This window comes from Pseudoalteromonas carrageenovora IAM 12662, assembly GCF_900239935.1.
In the GTDB taxonomy this organism is placed as follows: domain Bacteria; phylum Pseudomonadota; class Gammaproteobacteria; order Enterobacterales; family Alteromonadaceae; genus Pseudoalteromonas; species Pseudoalteromonas carrageenovora.
The window spans coordinates 673363-692117 of record NZ_LT965928.1 but is presented as its reverse complement, the minus strand read 5'-3'; the positions used below and the strand labels follow the sequence as shown (position 1 = coordinate 692117).

The window sequence follows — 18755 nt, the reverse complement described above, 5'->3', positions numbered from 1 at the left end:
CCTTTGGTTTCTTTTTATTTAAAGGTACTGTTTTACCTTGGTACATGTAAGCTTAAGTAATGGAAGTTTACTCGCTTTATCTGAGCATAGTTTCTTTAAAAGGCTCACTGCATAACGTTCGCACCTTGGCAAAGTATACAACTCATATTCCTCAGTAACACCAAGCGCAGATTGATAACTCAACTGATCAAAGTATTCATTAGTACCTAAAGCTATAACATCTTTCTCTGTCTCTCCAGATGAATGATAGATTTTACCTAGTAAATCATTGGTAAAATCAACAATGGTATTACTTTCAGACAAGTCATTTTTAAGTGAGCAAACACTAAGATAGGGTGTAGCTTTACCTACATCAAAATATAAATCATTTCCTGTCGCAAATTGACAAAAAAATATAGCACTCAAAAAACAAGAGGGTTTAACCAGTCCCACTTTACATTTCTCCATGTATTACGTAGATTATATATTCTCAAAAATTCACAGCGACTAATAATCTAATATTTGCTGATTCCGTTGCAGACTAAGGTTTAGAGCTGGCTTTTTAAGTATTCCATTTGCTTTTTCTGCCGTCTTTTTAGCCTTTTAATAACATTAACACTTACCTTTAAATATTTACTCTTAAAAAATAGCAATATCAATAGATTAAAAATAATAAATAAAACTGAAAGCTCTAAACCATTAAATGAACGTTCACTTTTTTGCTCAAATATTAAACCAAAAATATAAACGAGGGGCACAGCTATAGAGCACCCGGCAACTAAGCGGTAAAATTTAATAACCCAGCTTCTACCAGTAGATATGAGCGCCCCAAGCAAGATAAAAACACATATGCCAATAAAAAACCCGATAACCCTAGGCCCTAGCTCATTTACAGTATCATACGGCCATAGCATGATTAATATTGTAAATGCTAATGATGAGTAGCTAATAACGCTTGATACAATAGCTAAAGCACAGACTAAGCTGTATTTTAGTTTTAATATTGAATGACTCTGTAAGCTAGTAGCTCTCATTTCACTGACCATCACCTAAAGCCATTATTCAAATAATACAGATGAAAACATTAAGGGAGCGCAAAGCATAAAAATTACAAAATACACTTTAAATAATCTCGAGACGTGAGCTGGTACCTTGTTTCTATCACTTAATAAATTATACCGTTTTGCATACCAATCAAATAAAAATACACTGCCATAATGAAGTAAACCATGAAGCGCCATAAAAATATTTAGGGAGTAATAGCGATTTCCATACTCTAAAATATCTTCAACCGTTCTGACCTTTTTTGCTTTTAAATAAAAAGCTAAAGGTAAAAGAATGATAAAAATAACACTTAAGCCAACACCAAAAAATATCAAATCCATTATTTAATCAACAAAAAAGAAAAGCAGTTAATCTAAACAAAGTAGGCCATTAAGCATGCTAATAAAAACATAAGGCTAAATGTTATAAACAAAATATAATAAAGCTTAAACCACACCTGTAAATTTTTGGGTACCTTTTCTCTCTCCTCTATTACCTTATAACGTCTAGCATACCAATCGAATAGAAATATAGAACCGTAGTGCAATGCTCCGCTACCAGCAGTTATGATATTTAATGAGTAAAACCGATTTCCATCTTCTAAAACATCCTCTATCAACCGTGTTTTTTTATCTTTTATTGCTATTAACATTGGTAATATTATAAAAAAGAAAAGACCCGCAGATGTAAGAAACAGAGTTAAAAACCACAACTTAATAGGCTCCATTACTTTTCAACAACCTCATATATTAACTCGCCTGCAACCCCTCCAGAATAACCTCCAGCTTCGCTTGCCTCAACACCTGTAAGCACAATTCCAACATACACGACTTTTTCAGGTTTTTAGTCATGCTTAAGTTGTGTTCAAAAATACGGAGTTGTATTTTTGAATTGAAAGATCAAGAAAACACACCAGTATGCTTGACTGGAATTTTCTAATGGGTGAACCCTTTAATTTTTGAGCTAAATAAGTCACCCCTTTAGCTCACAAATTAAAGAGAGTAAAAGGGGGCTAATGCAAGTGAAATTAAAATAAAAGTGATAAGGATGTGGTAGCCTCGCTCAAGTTACTTACATTAAATAATGAGTATTTACCTAAGACTCTAAATACTTTTTATTATAAGTTAATAACCCAAAGCCAATTGGTATACAGGAAAAACAAAAAGCACTTAATATTTCAAAGTCTGTAAAAAAAACTCCTAATATGCCAACTACAATCATAATTCGACTAGTTAATTTAAACCACTTTTTGGGAAGCAACCATGTTACTCCTCCCCCTAAAAAAAGAGAAAAAACGATTACCCACAAAGTAAACTTATCCATAGGAATTTACCTTCTATTTATATTGATTTCGAGAAATAGCATGTGATTGATAGGACTTTTGAGGTCCAATCCCACCATTCACATAAGCTTCCAATGAAATTAAAATATCATCAATATGGCGCTGCGGTAAGTTATTAAGTGCCAACTTTCGTGTGAGAATTTGAGAATGTGAGAATGTGTGAGAATGGGGTCGGTCATGAGAATGGTGAGAATGGGGTCGGTGAGAATGGGGTCAAATCTTGACTTCAGACATCAAACAATCTCGAAGTTTTTCCAATTGTAATTTAACCTTTTTATCTTCAACCATCAATGTATTCAACCTACCAACAGCTTTCGATATCGCCGAATAATGCTCAACATTAAAAACAGCTGCTAGAGCCTGCAAATTTAATTCCGTTAAATCTTGGCATAATTTAATAGCAAACCAGCGTGGTAAATTTTTCTCTTTTCGCCCCTTTTTAACCGTTATAATCTCATTAACTTCAACATTAAAATATTGAGCTAAGTAAGCTATAACATCATCTACTGAGTGTTTTTTATTAACAAGCTTTCTTTCGCTATCTGACTTGGCAATATAGTCTTTTATGTTTTCAATAAAGTCTTCACAACCCAAAACCGACAATAACTTTTTAGCACTATAAAAAGCACTTATTTCTTTATTATTTTCAAATTCAACAAACTGTTGATAAGCAACATACTTACGCTTTTTACCTTGCAGCGAAAATATAAAATCTCGAACCAACCACTTAGGTGTCGCACCACTTTTAATAAAAGCTGAATAGCTAGACCATTTGTACTTAGCAAGGTCATCTACCAACGGGGTGCTCGTTTCAATTGGGTTGCGATGAATATATCGGCTAACATGCAATAAGTAGTTATCAGCATCCACCAACACGGCTTTGTATCGGCCCCTGAACAGTGCACCATCTGTGTTATGTGTTCGATTAAAGTATTGAGTGTAAAGGCCATTAATATGCTTCATGGCTCTGCCTAAATTAGCATCGGGAGTTTTTATTAGCAGATGATAATGATTGGTCATCAAACAATACGAATGCACTTCAATATTAAACCGAAGGCTTGCTTGCTCAATACAATATAAAAAATACTTAAAGTCGTCATCACTCAAAAAGGTATTTTCACGCCCTCTTCCACGATTCATCACATGATAAAACGCATCCTCATACTCTATTCGAAGCGGCCTAGACATAGCAGCTCACTCAATAAGCAGTAAACTATAAATTTAGACTCTTGATGTCTAAAGTCAAGATTTGACCCCTATGGTTTCTTTGGTCCTTTCTTTGGTCCTTTTGGTTCAGCTGCCTGCTTGACCGGAACTTTCTAATCGGTGATACCAATGACTAATGAGGGAGACCTTTGTTTGTTTTTAGCGACATTCACTTATTTTCTTGCTCTTCAGCATAAAACCTAACACCAACCATAATGCTATTATAAACATTAAAGATAGCTGATTTACACAGCATAATAATCAGAATATAAAATGACTGATACATAGCAAGGATAAAGATATATAACAATCTAACACTATTTGAATCAATATCGTTAAACTTTGGTAATGTAGGAAAAAATATAAGTCCAATATAAGTCAGAAATACAATAATCAGTAAATCGAACATTATTTTTATAAAATTACAATGACCATATTTCAAAAAGGACATGTTGTATTTCGGGTGCTTATTTGTTGCCATTAAATGCATTAATTTTCTATCCGCTAAATTAGCGAAAACAATATAAGCAGCAAAAATAAATCCTATGAGTGAAATTGTTGCTGAAACAATCCCCTCCGCTACGTTTAATATAAGAATTTCTACGCTGACTAACCTCTCTTTGCTGTACCAATAGTAGCTTAAAAGTACTGTTAGGAATAAAAAGAATGCATATTTTGTATCTTTAGCTGCAGGAATTTGCCAAGTTAATTTAAATAACTTCCAAAAGCTATTTTCACTAGTGATTTCCTCATATTTCATAGCTCTAAAAACTCTATAATTTTTTTAATCTTTTCACGAACACTACTAATATTAGTAATCGTAGGCTGTTTAACTATGCCATCACTTATTAACTTCCAAAAACTTTTATAAGCTTTAAGTGTCATTAATTCCGGAGTTTTTTCTATTTCGGCAATAGGCATCTTAGCGGTAAACTCATTCTCAGTTCCATTTAATGGACTTCCGTCAATACCAATCCCTTTTACAACAAAGTTAACATTACTATCATGACTAGCAGCCTGAGCTAACTCAGTGACCTTATCATGATTTAGTGACTGCTTTCCTTTAGTATAAGTGACTTTATTGCTAGCACCAGCACCCATGTCCTTATTTTGATCTCTAAGGACTTTAAACAATGTTGACAGATCACTCTCGTGATTCGTTTTATTAATAGTGAGTGAAAAGCTATTTACAGTTTTCATAGACTTAATGAACTCTTCAATACCTTCCGGTGAAGATAGTTTTATGATTTTTATATCGGGTACAGGGTAGCTAATTTTAAGGTCACTTTTAAAAACAGCTCGACTTGTACCTCCATTTAATCTGCGCATTTCTTTTTTATTTTCGTATATGCCATCAATAATGTGATTCACATGCTTTTTGACTAGCGTTTCAACTAGACTCTTAAAATGTTCTAAGGTCGGTCCTAGTTGAAACTCTCTTATAAAGTATAGTCTGTGATCCTTAAGTGATAGGATAAAGGTAGAAGATGGTGAATCTCGCAGCTCTCCATGCTCAAGTTTAAGTTCATTATTCTCATGATCAAGCAGCTGCTCTCTTTTATAGACAAAGTCTTTAATTATTTTTCCATATAAAAAATACTCAGCCTCACTGTTGTCATCAGCTTCAATCCTTATATGTTTTATATTATTAAAAATAAAAGAGGTATCACCGTAAATACGCTGCTCACCTGAAGTTATAGCTGGATAAAAAATATCACTATATCTATCTAAAAGAACTTGATCTCCAAAATGACATAAAAAATTTGCATATTCGATATTGAAACTTCTGAGCCTTGACATAAATTCCCTTTTATAAATATTTAATTATTCGATAATAAATATTCTTATCCTATATTTAAAACTTTATGTACAGCAAGTACATTTTATCAAAAAATTGATCTGATAGTAGCAAGCAAAAATGCATGGAGCCATCTCTTGCCGAGAGCAAACACCAATCCCAAGTTTAACACCCTTCCCCGTCATCACGCCCTGAAAATAAGCAATTGATGAGTAATGCATTTCATGGATGAAATGAAAGCCATGCTTGCACATGAATGTGCTTTCATGGCGTTTACGTTCACATCAATTGTGCATCGAAGGATTAAGCGTGATGCTCGGGTGCGCTGAGAGGTGACGAATAACCGAAGCGTAGCTTCGCAGTATGAGGAAGTGAAGGCATGGATGCCGACAGTAACCCAGCTTCAAGGATGAATTACTTGCAGCAGAGTAAAATTTGAAAATCTATAGCCCCTCTTTGGCTGCCGTCGCCAGCGCGACAAAACCTTGAATAAGGTTTCTAATCATTAGAAAGTACCAAACGTATTCGCGTTATCTGTAATAGTAACCTCAAGCACCTATTTAAATACTTATTCGGGCTGTCGCCCGCGCGTCAGCAAGCTAAACGCCTACAATAAATAACACATACTCTTGGCTTTTGAGCGAGTAAGTATATTTGTGATTCGTTGGGTTTCGTTTCACTCAATCCAGCTTATGCAACTTGTGTTGTAAGGCGAAAGTTAAGTGCTTTCATCACTTTAAAAATAGTTTCCCAACGTGGCTTAGTTTTACCGTTAACTGCTTTATATAAGCTTTCACGGTTTAACCCCGTTGCTTTAGCAATATCACTCACGCCATGTTTTTTAACTAATAAGCCAAGTGCTTCAATAAAGGTATTTGGGTCATCATCAGCTAAACACTCTTCTAAAAATGTATTAATTTCTTGCTGTGTTTCCATATAGTCAAACGGGTTAAAATTTGATGTTTGTAGCGTCATAGTAATTATTCCAATTTATTCAACTTGCTGAATAAATGTAGCCTAAAAGCTACAAGCGCACAATGTTATTTATAACTTTTGGGCTATCGCTCGCGCGCCAGCAAGCTTAACGCCTACAATAAATAATACATACTCTTAGCTTTTGAGCGAGTAAGTATATTTGTGATTTGTTGGGTTTCGTTTCACTCTACCCAACCTACGCCCATATTATTTATGGTTTATCACCACACACAAAAAAGCCGTTGCATTGCTGCAACGGCTTTTATAATTTTGATAAATTCCCAAACTATAATGGGACTTACTAGCCATTAAAGTTCAAAAATTAGTCGCGGTTCTTAGTCGCGGTAAGTCTCAACCGCTGGGCATGAACATACTAAGTTACGGTCGCCGTATACATCATCTATACGTGTAACGGTTGGCCAAAACTTGTCTTTAGCAACGCTTGGCACTGGGAATGCAGCATAAAAACGGTCGTACGCGCGGTCCCATTCGTTACCTAACACATCAGCTTGTGTATGCGGTGCAAACACAAGTGGGTTGTTTTCGATTGACCATTCGCCAGAGATTACTTTGTCGATTTCGCCTTTGATTGACACCATAGCTTCGATAAAGCGGTCTATCTCGCCTTTTGATTCAGACTCAGTTGGCTCAATCATCAATGTGCCCGCAACTGGGAACGACATAGTAGGTGAATGGAAGCCGTAGTCTTGTAGGCGCTTAGCTACGTCCATTTCAGTAATGCCTGATTGCTCTTTAAGCGGGCGTAAGTCAACAATACATTCGTGAGCAACGCGGTTGTTGCGTCCACGGTATAAAATTGGGAAGTGCTGGCTTAGCTCGTGCGTTAAGTAGTTAGCATTAACGATTGCCATTTCGGTGGCTTGTTTTAAGCCCTCTGAGCCCATCATGGTAATGTAAGCCCATGAAATAGGTAAAATAGCCGCTGAGCCGTAAGGCGCTGCCGATACTGCACCGTTATTAACGTTTGTACCCGGTACGTTAATTACGCTGTGGTTTGGCATAAATGGCGCAAGGTGCGATTTAACACCAATTGGGCCTACACCTGGGCCGCCACCACCGTGTGGAATACAAAACGTTTTATGCAAGTTTAAGTGCGATACGTCTGAGCCAATAAAGCCTGGGCTTGTTACGCCCACTTGTGCGTTCATGTTTGCGCCGTCCATGTAAACTTGGCCGCCGTGCTCATGAATAATGTCACAAATTTCGCGAATGGTTTCTTCGTAAACACCGTGTGTAGATGGGTATGTGATCATAATACACGATAAGTTTTCAGACACTTCTTCAGCTTTCGCTTTTAAATCGGCCATGTCTACGTTACCGTTTTTGTCGCAGTTAACTACCACAATTTTCATGCTCGCCATTTGCGCTGATGCAGGATTAGTACCGTGCGCAGAGCTTGGGATTAAACATACATTGCGGTGTGCATCGCCGCGTGACTCGTGGTATTTACGAATCGCGATTAGGCCTGCGTATTCACCTTGCGCGCCAGAATTTGGCTGAAGTGATACTGCATCGTAACCGGTAATGTTTACTAGCCAATCGTGTAGCTCGCCAATCATTATTTGGTAACCCTCTGCTTGATCTAGCGGGCAGAATGGGTGAAGGTTTGCAAATTCAGGCCATGTAATTGGGATCATCTCAGCGGTCGCATTTAGTTTCATAGTACATGAACCTAACGAGATCATTGAGTGGTTAAGCGCTAAATCTTTGTTTTCAAGGCGCTTAATGTAGCGAAGCATGTCTGTTTCGCTGTGGTAGCTGTTAAAGTTTGGATGCGTTAGTACTTCGTCATCACGTACTAAGCTTGCAGGAATAGAGTCGCTACCGTTTGCTTCAATATCGGCTGCAATACTATCTACGTTTAGGCCATGGCCTTCACCTAGTACAATATCAAATAACTGCGCTACGTCTTCACGTGTGGTGGTTTCTGAAACCGAAATAGAGTATTCGCCGTCGTGGTTTGTGGCAAAGTTAACGCCTTTGGCAAGTGCACGCGCTATTACGTCGTCTTTGCTGTCGCTTACTACTGTTAGCGTATCAAACCAGGTGCTGTGTTTAAGTGCTACACCTTTAGCTTTTAGGCCAGCAGCTAAAATATCAGCAAAGCGATGTATACGCTGCGCGATAGTTTTTAAGCCTTGTGGACCGTGGTACACCGCGTAAAACGCGGCCATGTTTGCAAGTAGTACCTGCGCTGTACAAATGTTTGAGTTGGCTTTGTCGCGGCGAATGTGTTGTTCGCGCGTTTGCATTGCCATACGTAGTGCGTCGTTACCTAAACGGTCTTTAGATACACCAATAATACGCCCTGGTAATGAGCGTTTGTAAGCATCACGCGTTGCAAAAAATGCAGCGTGTGGTCCGCCGTAGCCCATAGGTACACCAAAACGCTGAGCCGAACCAAGTACTACGTCGGCACCCAATTTACCCGGTGCTTTTAATAGTAATAAGCTCATAATGTCGGCAGCAACACAGGCAATGGCCTTTTTACTTTGTACGCCGGCAATTAGGTCGGTTATATCTACTACTTCACCCGATGTAGATGGATATTGGAAAAGCGCACCAAAAATGTCGTGGTTAACGGCATCTGCTGCTTTACCTACAATTATTTCAAAGCCAAACTGCTCGGCACGGGTGCTTACTACGTCAATAGTTTGTGTGTGTACGTCGTCGGCAATAAAAAAGGCATTGGCTTTTTTAGCTTTAGATACGCGTTTTGCAAGGCCCATTGCCTCTGCAGCAGCGGTTGATTCGTCAAGTAACGAGGCGCTTGCTAAATCAAGGCCTGTTAAATCTAGGGTCATAGTTTGAAAATTTAATAACGACTCTAAACGCCCTTGCGCAATTTCTGGCTGGTACGGTGTGTACGCTGTATACCAACCTGGGTTTTCTAGTACGTTACGTAAAATGACGTGCGGTACGTGCGTTGGGTGGTAGCCTTGGCCAATGTACGATTTGAAAACTTTATTTTTGCTTGCTACCGATTTTAAGTAGCTTAATGTTTCAACTTCAGTACGACTTTCGCCAACTGTTAATGGCTGCTCTAAGCGAATACTTGCAGGTACAGTTTGGTCGATCAGCTCTTGCACACTTGATACTTCTAAAGCACTTAGCATATCGCTTACTTGTGCTGGGCTAGGCCCAATATGGCGGCGAATAAAATCTTGCTTTTGCTCTAGTTGTTCAAGAGATTTGGCGTTTGACATGAGTCTAGATTCCTATGATCCTAAATACTAATGGGTAATTAGTATGATTAAAATATGTGATGATTTAATAACTTACTGTGTATGGAGTAGGCTGTTAAATCATAAAAGCCCCGATATTTATATAAATACTCGGGGCTTTTGACTAAGAGTATTACTCTTCGTCGATTGTGTTAGCGTAATCTTCTGCGCTAAGTAGGTTTTCAAGCTCTGATTCGTCAGATGCTTTAATACGGAATAACCAACCGTCGCCGTAAGCGTCGTTGTTAACCGTCTCTGGTGCGTCTTCTAGTTCTTCGTTAATAGCAACAATTTCGCCACCAATTGGTGCGTAAATGTCTGATGCTGCTTTAACCGACTCTGCTACTGCACAGTCTTCGCCAGCGTCTACTTCATCGCCTACTTCTGGTAATTCAACAAATACCATGTCGCCAAGAAGCTCTTGCGCATGCTCAGAAATACCAACAGTAAATGTACCGTCACCTTCGTTGCGAACCCACTCGTGTGAAGAGGCATATTTTAAATCGCTAGGGATATTGCTCATTGTTTTGTCCTTTGGTTTATATTGGGAGGATACCAATCACAATAATTATTGTGATTGGTATAACCAAATTTTTAAATTATTGATTTGCCGTTACGTACAAAGCTAGGCTTTACTACTTTAACGTTGACTAATTTTTTGCGCATTTCTACTTGGGCTGTATCCCCTATTGAACGCGGTACACGTGCAAGGGCTACACTAAAACCAAGCGTTGGTGAGAAAGTACCTGAGGTAATTACCCCTTCACCACCATCAACAATTACTTTTGATCCGCTACGCAATACGCCTTTTTCTTCAAGCACTAGGCCAACAAGTTTGTCTGTGCTTTTTTCAGCGCGTTGCTTAACAAGTACGTCACGACCAATAAAGTCACGATCTTCAGGTTCCCATGCAATGGTCCAGGCCATGTTAGCTGCAAGTGGCGATACGCTCTCGTCCATATCTAGGCCGTAAAGGTTCATACCTGCTTCTAAACGTAGCGTGTCGCGTGCACCTAAACCAGCTGGCGCTACACCTGCATCTAGCAGTTGTTGCCATAAATCGGCAGCTTGATCGTTCGGCACTACAATTTCGTAACCGTCTTCGCCAGTATAACCCGTTGTGGCAATAAATAAATCACCTACTTGAACACCAAAAAACGGCTTCATACCTTCAACAGCGGCTTGTTGCTCAGCATTTAAAAGTGTGGCTGTTTTTGCTTTAGCGTTAGGGCCTTGCACTGCAATCATTGCAAACTCAGGGCGCTCAGTTACGGTTACTGTAAAATCAGCTGAAACAGTTGCTAAATGTGCTAAATCTTTTTCGCGTGTTGCTGAGTTAACAACTAGGCGGTAAAAGGTTTCGCTAAAGTAGTAAATAATTAAATCGTCGATTACGCCGCCTTGCTCGTTAAGCATGCCAGTGTAAAGTGCTTTACCAGGGACTGTTAATTTAGCTACGTCGTTTGCTACTAGCTTTTGTAAAAATTCTTTAGCTTGCTCGCCTTCAATATCAACAATAGTCATGTGTGATACGTCAAACATACCAGCATCGGTACGCACGGCATTGTGTTCTTCTATTTGTGAGCCGTAGTTGATTGGCATTTCCCAGCCATGAAAATCAACCATTTTTGCGCCTGCTTCAAGGTGCTTAGCATGTAGTACAGTTTTAGAAGTCATAACATTCCTTCACGTTTTAAATTAACCCTGTGCGGGCGTGGCTTAAATTAGGTCTAAAAACAGATAAGCACATGTGTGTTTACCTGCTAGTTATTTGTGTTTAGGCAGCTTCACCATGCATAAGTGCAAAACCTTGTGCTTGCATATAGCTTTGCCATTTTTGTAGTTCTTGTTGTTTAGCGACTAATACAAAATGTTGTTCGTCATTTTTGTCTATTGCGGTAATAAATACATCGCCGCTTTGAGCACCGTAACATAATTGCGGATTTGATAAACGCAGCCCCGGCGTTAATTTAAACGCGTCGATTAATGCGTCAAATGCGTTATTTCCGCTTAGGGTAAATGTAGAAAGGTCGGTGCGTATTACGTAGTCAATATCAAAACGAAGCTGTTGCTCATTTATAAGTGCTTGTAATTGCAGGCTTGCGCTGTGAGGTAATACAAATCTAAAAGCGGTTTCGCTAAAGTAGTAAACAGCAAAGCTGTACTGAGAGTTGTAGTCGCCATCAAGGGTGCCTTTTAAGCCTAAACCGCTGGCGGTTAGCTTAGTTAAATCTAGGCCTAAAATAGTGCTTAAAAACACACTGGTTTCGGTGCCGCTAAAATCCATTACAACGTGAGCATTGCTAGTTTGCAAAGCATTAGTAACCGCAATACTTGCATTGCTGTGACGGGCAAACATTATTGGGTTAAAAGTCATAACAAACACCTGTGTATTTTTGATTCTAAAAGTATATTGCGCACGTCTATCAACAACAAATTGTAATTATTTATCAATTGATAAATAATACTTATATATATAGCCGTATAAATTGTAATTTTAAATATGAAAAATATATCAACCGATGGTTTACGTACGTTTGTAATGGTAGTTGAGGTAGGTGGTTTTGCTAAAGCCGGCGATTTGCTTGGCCTTTCGCAGCCCGCTGTAAGCTTACAAATAAAGCGCCTAGAAGATATGATTGGCTATAAACTATTTAAAAAACAAGGCCAACGCCAAGTGCTTAACCAGTACGGTGAGCTATTACTGCCTATGGCAAAACAAATGATGCAACATAACGATGCTATTTTGCAGCAGTTCACCTCAGAAAACATTGCCGGTAAAGTGCGCTTAGGTATACCCAGCGAATTTGCGGCGCGCATACTCCCCTCTATTATTGGCGACTTTGTAGCGTTTTATCCTGAGGTGTCGTTAGAGGTTAAATCGCGCTTGAGTAAGCATTTGCTTTCCGCTTCAAGGCAAGATCAGTTTGATTTAGTACTTGCCCTTAACGAGCGACTCAACTCTGATAAATTTCCTATTTTTATGCAAGACGAGCTTGTATGGGTAGGCGACCTTTCACTTGCAAAAAATGCAGTAGTGACCTTAGTTACAGCGCCCGAGGGCTGTATTTATCGTCGTAGAGCCATTGATGCATTAAAAAATGCAGGCATAAAATACCGCATTGTTTACAGCAACGCCGATTTAACCGGCCTTATTGCCGCTTTAAAAGAAGGATTGGGTATTACAGTACTTGCTAAAAGCACTGTGCCTAGCGATCTTAACTTTCAAATTCAAACAAAACATTTACCAAGCTTAGGCAGTATCGGCATTAGCTTAATTAAAAGCGGCGGCGAGTCGGAGCATGCTGTAGATAAACTTGCTGAATTTATAGCGCTAAGGCTTGGCTAAATAAATACACAAAACCGATACTTAAGAATGAATGCTAAATTGAAAGCACCATACAAAAGAAACAATTTAGTTAACAAAGTAGCATAAGTAGGTGTTTTTAATTCTAAAAAACTAAACTATTAAACAGTTAATAACATTGATTCGTATTCGTTAACGTGTTCAAATTACGCCAATTAAGATAATTGACATGATCAGGACACACAATGACCACTAAGTTTTTAGTATCTACCCTTGCAACTGCGGTTGCTTTGTCTTTTAGTGCTACTGCAATGGCACAAGGCAGTTCAAACCAAGATCAACGCTTTGAACAAATTACCGTTATTGGCTCACAGCAGGCTATTAACGATATTCCAGGTTCTGCGACGTTTATTTCTGACGAAGAGCTACAAAAATTTGAATTTACCGATATTTCACGTGTTTTAGCGTCTGTTCCGGGTGTATACGTTCAAGAAGAAGACGGCTACGGCCTTCGCCCTAACATTGGTATGCGCGGTACAGGCACTGGCCGTAACGATAAAATATCAGTAATGGAAGACGGTGTATTAGTTGCACCCGCTCCTTACTCAGCACCTTCTGCTTACTACTTCCCTACTATGGGTCGTATGGAATCTATTGAAGTATTAAAAGGCGCTGCCTCTGTTAAGTATGGTCCGCGTACTACGGGTGGTGTTTTAAACTTACTTTCTCGCAGCTTACCAACTGAGCCAAATAGCTCAAAAGGCATGGTTGATGCAGCTCTTGGTGGCGATGGTTATTACAAAGGCCACGCTTACTTCGGTAAAGAAAAAAACAACACCGCAGGTTTAATTGAAGTATTTACTTATGGCGCCGACGGATTTAAAGAGTTGCCAGTAGGTAGCGATAACACAGGCTTTGAAAAAACAGATTTATTACTAAAGTTTGGCCATACATTTGGTAAAAACGACGCCCACAGCCTAGAGCTAAAAATTAAGTACTCTGATGAAACATCAGACGAAACTTACATGGGTTTAACTGAAGAAGATTACAAATCAAACCCTAATCGTCGTTATGCAGCATCGCAAAACGATGAAATGAACACTCGCCATAATGCTTACCAACTTAACTATGCTTACCAATTTGGCGAAGGTTACGAGTTATTAGCAACCGCTTATTTAAATGATTTTCATCGCAACTGGTATAAAGCAAGCAGTGTAGGTACAAGCACGCTTGAGCAGTACAGCGAATTTGAAGCAAACCCAACGAGTGAAGGCATTGAGGGTATTGGCGTAAAAGCGAATAACCGTGATTACCAAGCAAAAGGTATTCAGTCTGAGTTACACATACCTGCAGGCGATCACTACGTGACTGTTGGCGTACGTTACCATGAAGACGAAATGGATCGTTTTCAGTGGCAAGATACGTACACGCTAAATCAAGATTTAAGTATGACGCTAACATCGCAAGGTATCCCAGGGTCTGACAGCAACCGTGTAGATAGTGCCGATGCACGTACTTTGTTTGTTCAAGACGAGTGGACAATAGACGCTTTAGTAGTAAGTGCTGGCCTTCGTTATGAAGACATTACGATTACGCGTGAAGAGTGGTCTAAGTCAGATCCAACGCGCAGCAATGGTTTAACTAAAAATATATCTAACGATACTGAAATTTTAGTACCGTCATTGGGTGCTACTTACACGCTTAACGAAAACGTAACGCTACTTGCGGGCATTCAAAAAGGTTACGCACCTGCGGCGCCGGGTAACGCTGACCAAGACGAAGAAGAAAGTGTAAACATTGAGTTTGGTTCGCGCTTTAACGCCGCTGGATTTACAGGTGAAGTGATTGCGTTTTTCTCTGACTACGACAACATGCATGGTAACTGTACTGCTGCGGTTGGCTGTAGTGATGACAATATTGGTGACCAATACAACTACGGTGAAGTAGAAGTATCGGGCTTTGAATTTAGTGCAGCACGTACGTTTAATACCAAGCAGGTTGCTTTTCCGGTTAAGTTAACTTACACCTACACAGATTCTGAGTTTCAAAACGATTTTGATTCAGAAATTTGGGGCTCGGTAGAAAAAGGCGATGCAATGCCATACGTACCAGAAAACCAAGTTGCTTTATCGTTAGGCGCTGAGTTTGCATCGTTTGTGGTAAATAGCCAAATGCGTTACGTATCAAGTGCACATGCCGATTTAACTGACTCAGGCTTAGATGCTATTGATAGCCGTGTAGTATGGGATTTAGCGGCTAAATACTTAATTGATGCTAACCAAAAAGTATATTTAAGCGTAGATAACTTACTTGATAAAACCTACATTGCTAACCGCGCTAATGGCGGTATTCAGCCAGGTAAGCCACGTACAGTACAGGTAGGCTACACATACTCATTCTAACGAGTTAAATAACTCTCTAGCTGCGTTAAAAATAACTCATATAAGAACACTATATTTCGTTATTTTTGCCTTGTTATAAAGCTATTTTCCTATCGCTATAATAGAGTATCAATTGATATAAAATTAAAAGCGTAAATTACAAACACAAAAAAGCCGAGATTGAATTTCAATCTCGGCTTTTTTAATACATTAAACTATATTAGTTATTTGCGTTACGTTGGCGTAATACTTCAAATAAACAAATGCCTGTAGCTACCGATACGTTTAAGCTTGAAACTGTACCCGCCATCGGAATTTTAACGAGCATATCGCAATGCTCACGCGTTAAGCGGCGCATGCCCTCGCCTTCTGCGCCCATAACAATAGCCATTGGGCCTGTTAAACTTGCATCAAATACGTGGTTATCAGTTTCGCCAGCAGTACCTACAACCCAAACACCTGCGTCTTTAATTTCGCGCAGCGTACGTGCAAGGTTAGTAACTTGAATAAGCGGTACTGTTTCGGCTGCGCCACAGGCCACTTTACGTGCAGTGCCGTTAAGCTTAGCTGAGCGATCTTTAGGTACAATTATAGCGTGAACGCCTGCGGCGTCTGCACTACGTAGGCATGCACCTAAGTTATGCGGATCGGTTATACCATCTAGCACAAGTAAAAACGGTGTGTCTTCACGCGCGATGATCGCATCTAAATCTTTTTCGTTAAACGTTGGTGCAGCTTTAACGTTTGCAATAATGCCCTGATGTTGCTCACCTTTTGATTTGCTATCAAGCGCTTTACGCTGCATAAACTGCACTGAAATACCAAACTTACGTGCTTCATCAATAATCGGGGTTGAGCGTTTATCGTCACGACCTTTAAGGGCGTAGATTTCTATAAAACGCTCTGGCTCACTTTCTAAAATTGCTTCAACAGAATGAAAGCCAAAAATTAATTCATTACTCACGTATTATCTGCTCCTGGGCTATTACGTTTACGGGCATTTTTGCCTGGTCTTTTAGGCTTTTTAGCTGCCTTTTTCTTTGGTTTTTTCTTAGCTGTACCATCAGCGGCTTTTACTGCTTTTTTATTAGCAGGCTTGCCTTTACTCGCTGGCTTTTTTTTGCCCTTAGGTTTTTCATCATCAGTAGATGATTTACCCGGGATTTTACCTGCTTTTAATTGCGAACGAACACTTGCAGGTGCATGGCCAGATTTACCCGCGCCTTTAGCACCACGGCGGCGTGAATATCTATCTTGTGCTACATCGCCTTTAAGCGTTAAATTTATGCGGCGTTCGTCTAAACTTACCGATGCAACTTGCACTGTCACTTTATCGCCAAGGCGATAAACTTTGTGTGTGTGCTCACCTATTAGGGTGTGTTTTGCTGCGTCGTGCTGGAAGTATTCATCACCTAAATTAGTAACATGAATAAGCCCGTCAATTTGTAAATCGTCTAGGCGAATAAACAAACCAAAATTAGTTACCGATGAAATAACCCCGTTAAACTCATCGCCAACGTGATCTTGCATAAACTCACATTTAAGCCAGTCGGCAACTTCACGCGTTGCATCGTCTGCACGGCGCTCTGTTGTTGAACATTGCTCGCCTAATTGATCTACTTCATCGTCGGTATAAGCATACGCGCCTGATGTTTGTTGACCTTGTGCTTTTATTACCGCTTTAATTGCGCGATGCACTACTAAATCTGGGTAACGACGAATTGGCGATGTAAAGTGTGCATAAGCCGAAAGCGCTAAACCAAAGTGGCCTATGTTATCTGGCTGATATACAGCCTGCTTCATTGAACGAAGTAACATAGTTTGAATAAGCTCAGCTTCTGGGCGGTCGCCTAAACGCGCTAATACTTGGGTTATTTCTTTTGGTGTTGGCTCATCACTTAACGTACTTTGAATACCAAGCTCAGTTAAAAACTTAGTAAAGTTACCTAGTTTTTCTTGATCTGGTTCGTCGTGCACACGATAAAGCGCACTCGCTTCGTGTTTTTCGAGTAATTTAGCCGCCGAAACGTTGGCTAAAATCATACATTCTTCAATGAGTTTGTGCGCGTCGTTACGAATAACAGGCACTATTGATTCTATTTTACGTTGCGCGTTAAATACAAAGCGTGTTTCGAGTGTTTCAAACTCAATAGCTCCGCGCTCTTGGCGAGCACCTTTAAGCGCCATGTACATTTGCTGTAGGTCAGTTAAATGCGGCACTACGGCTGAGTATTCATCGCGTAGTTTTTCATCACCTTTTAAAATAGCGTTTACTTTGGTGTAAGTTAAACGTGCGTGAGAATTCATCACTGCTTCGTAAAACTTATAACCCGAAAGCTTACCCGCATCCGATACGGTCATTTCGGCAACCATACATAAACGATCTACTTTAGGATTAAGTGAGCATAAACCGTTAGACAGCACTTTTGGCAGCATAGGAATTACTTGCTCAGGAAAATACACTGAGTTACCACGCGCTATGGCTTCTTTATTAAGCGGCGTGTTCATGCCTACATAATGCGATACGTCGGCAATGGCAACCCATAAGCGCCAACCGCCTGATTTTTTACGTTCACAATATACTGCATCATCAAAGTCGCGTGCATCTTCGCCATCAATAGTGACAAGCGGTAAATCACGTAAATCTACACGGCCTTTTTTATCAGCGTCTTCAACAAATTCGCCAAGGTGAGCCACTTGTGCTTCTACTTCTTCTGGCCAAACATGAGGAATATCGTGATTACGAAGCGCTACTTCAATTTCCATACCTGGGGCTAAATGCTCGCCAAGTACGTCAACCACTTTGCCCACGGCGTTCATATTACGACTAGGGTTTTGAGTGATTTTTACCTGCACCATTTGGTTGTGGCGGGCACCGTTTTCGTTGCCTGGTAAAATCATTATATCTTGGGTAATGCGCGGATCTTCGGCGACTACAACGGCCATGCCGTGTTCAACAAAGTAACGCCCTACTATAGGTGCGCGCTCGTTGGTAAGCACTTTAATAATGCGGGCATCACATTTTGAGCCAGAGCCACGTTTTGTGCCTTTAGCTAGTACAATGTCGCCATGTAACACCATGTTCATTTGGTGCTTAGCTATAAACCAATCTTTGCTCTCGCCTTCAACTTCTAAAAAGCCAAAACCGTCTCTGTGGCCTATTACTTTGCCTTTAGTTAAACCGGCTTCGTCTATTAAGGCGTAACATTTAAACTTATTGAAATACAATTGCCCGTCGCGCTCCATAGCACGAAGGCGGCGTTTAAATGCTATTTGGCGCTCTTCATCGTTTACCGCAAGCTCTTCGCATAATTGTGCGTAGTTAGCTGGTTTTGAACGCTCTTGAAGGTGAGTAAGTATAAACTCACGGCTAGGGACTGGGTTTTCGTACTTTTCTTGTTCTCGACTGAGATTTGGATCTTGGTTTGACATTCACTATCTTGTTAGTTGGTTATGTAGGTATTTTAACCCATATACG

At 39.8% G+C, this 18755-nt stretch carries 16 protein-coding genes; 2 read left to right on the top strand and 14 right to left on the bottom strand.

The genetic code is table 11. The features are described 5' to 3' along the window. Positions 1–18 precede the first annotated feature (18 nt). From ALFOR1_RS03255 to ALFOR1_RS03200, 12 genes are all read right to left on the bottom strand, one after another. Positions 19–432, bottom strand: coding sequence for a hypothetical protein (locus ALFOR1_RS03255; protein WP_131692361.1), 414 nt, complete (start codon positions 430–432; stop codon positions 19–21). Positions 433–527: 95 nt separating this feature from the next. Continuing rightward, the gene (locus ALFOR1_RS03250; RefSeq protein WP_131692360.1) at positions 528–1028 is read right to left on the bottom strand and encodes a hypothetical protein; all 501 of its coding nucleotides are present in this window, start codon (positions 1026–1028) and stop codon (positions 528–530) included. 9 nt (positions 1029–1037) lie between these two features. Then, on the bottom strand, positions 1038–1364 hold the full coding sequence (locus tag ALFOR1_RS03245; RefSeq protein ID WP_104642041.1) for a hypothetical protein: 327 nt from the start codon (positions 1362–1364) through the stop codon (positions 1038–1040). Positions 1365–2118: 754 nt separating this feature from the next. Beyond that, entirely contained in the window at positions 2119–2346 is a 228-nt protein-coding gene (locus ALFOR1_RS03240) for a hypothetical protein (protein WP_104642039.1), read from the bottom strand. A gap of 232 nt (positions 2347–2578) precedes the next feature. Then, a complete protein-coding gene (locus ALFOR1_RS03235; RefSeq protein ID WP_104642038.1) occupies positions 2579–3553 on the bottom strand; it encodes a transposase in 975 nt (324 codons plus the stop codon). Positions 3554–3740: 187 nt separating this feature from the next. Beyond that, positions 3741–4331, bottom strand: coding sequence for a hypothetical protein (locus ALFOR1_RS03230; RefSeq protein ID WP_104642037.1), 591 nt, complete (start codon positions 4329–4331; stop codon positions 3741–3743). Beyond that, entirely contained in the window at positions 4328–5371 is a 1044-nt protein-coding gene (locus ALFOR1_RS03225; RefSeq protein WP_104642036.1) for a hypothetical protein, read from the bottom strand. Before ALFOR1_RS03225 ends, ALFOR1_RS03230 begins: the two co-directional genes overlap by 4 nt. A 688-nt stretch (positions 5372–6059) precedes the next feature. After that, positions 6060–6344, bottom strand: coding sequence for an addiction module antidote protein (locus ALFOR1_RS03220; protein WP_104642034.1), 285 nt, complete (start codon positions 6342–6344; stop codon positions 6060–6062). A 335-nt stretch (positions 6345–6679) separates the two neighbouring features. Next, complete coding sequence (gene gcvP / locus ALFOR1_RS03215) at positions 6680–9571, bottom strand: aminomethyl-transferring glycine dehydrogenase (RefSeq protein WP_104642033.1); 2892 nt, start codon at positions 9569–9571, stop codon at positions 6680–6682. A 151-nt stretch (positions 9572–9722) separates the two neighbouring features. Continuing rightward, a complete protein-coding gene (gene gcvH / locus ALFOR1_RS03210; protein WP_104642032.1) occupies positions 9723–10112 on the bottom strand; it encodes a glycine cleavage system protein GcvH in 390 nt (129 codons plus the stop codon). 71 nt (positions 10113–10183) lie between these two features. Next, positions 10184–11266, bottom strand: a complete 1083-nt coding sequence (gene gcvT, locus ALFOR1_RS03205) for a glycine cleavage system aminomethyltransferase GcvT (RefSeq protein ID WP_104642031.1) — start codon at positions 11264–11266, stop codon at positions 10184–10186. A 100-nt stretch (positions 11267–11366) separates the two neighbouring features. Then, entirely contained in the window at positions 11367–11966 is a 600-nt protein-coding gene (locus ALFOR1_RS03200; RefSeq protein ID WP_104642030.1) for a hypothetical protein, read from the bottom strand. Positions 11967–12092: 126 nt separating this feature from the next. On the opposite strand from ALFOR1_RS03200, the gene ALFOR1_RS03195 reads away from it, so the two are divergent. Then, the gene (locus tag ALFOR1_RS03195) at positions 12093–12938 is read left to right on the top strand and encodes a LysR family transcriptional regulator (RefSeq protein WP_058547051.1); all 846 of its coding nucleotides are present in this window, start codon (positions 12093–12095) and stop codon (positions 12936–12938) included. A gap of 203 nt (positions 12939–13141) precedes the next feature. Further along, positions 13142–15298, top strand: a complete 2157-nt coding sequence (locus ALFOR1_RS03190; protein WP_058547050.1) for a TonB-dependent receptor family protein — start codon at positions 13142–13144, stop codon at positions 15296–15298. Between the two features lie 199 nt (positions 15299–15497). Here ALFOR1_RS03190 and rlmB read toward each other — a convergent pair whose 3' ends face one another. Next, the gene (gene rlmB / locus ALFOR1_RS03185) at positions 15498–16241 is read right to left on the bottom strand and encodes a 23S rRNA (guanosine(2251)-2'-O)-methyltransferase RlmB (RefSeq protein ID WP_058547049.1); all 744 of its coding nucleotides are present in this window, start codon (positions 16239–16241) and stop codon (positions 15498–15500) included. After that, entirely contained in the window at positions 16238–18709 is a 2472-nt protein-coding gene (gene rnr / locus ALFOR1_RS03180; RefSeq protein WP_104642029.1) for a ribonuclease R, read from the bottom strand. Before rnr ends, rlmB begins: the two co-directional genes overlap by 4 nt. Positions 18710–18755 lie beyond the last annotated feature (46 nt).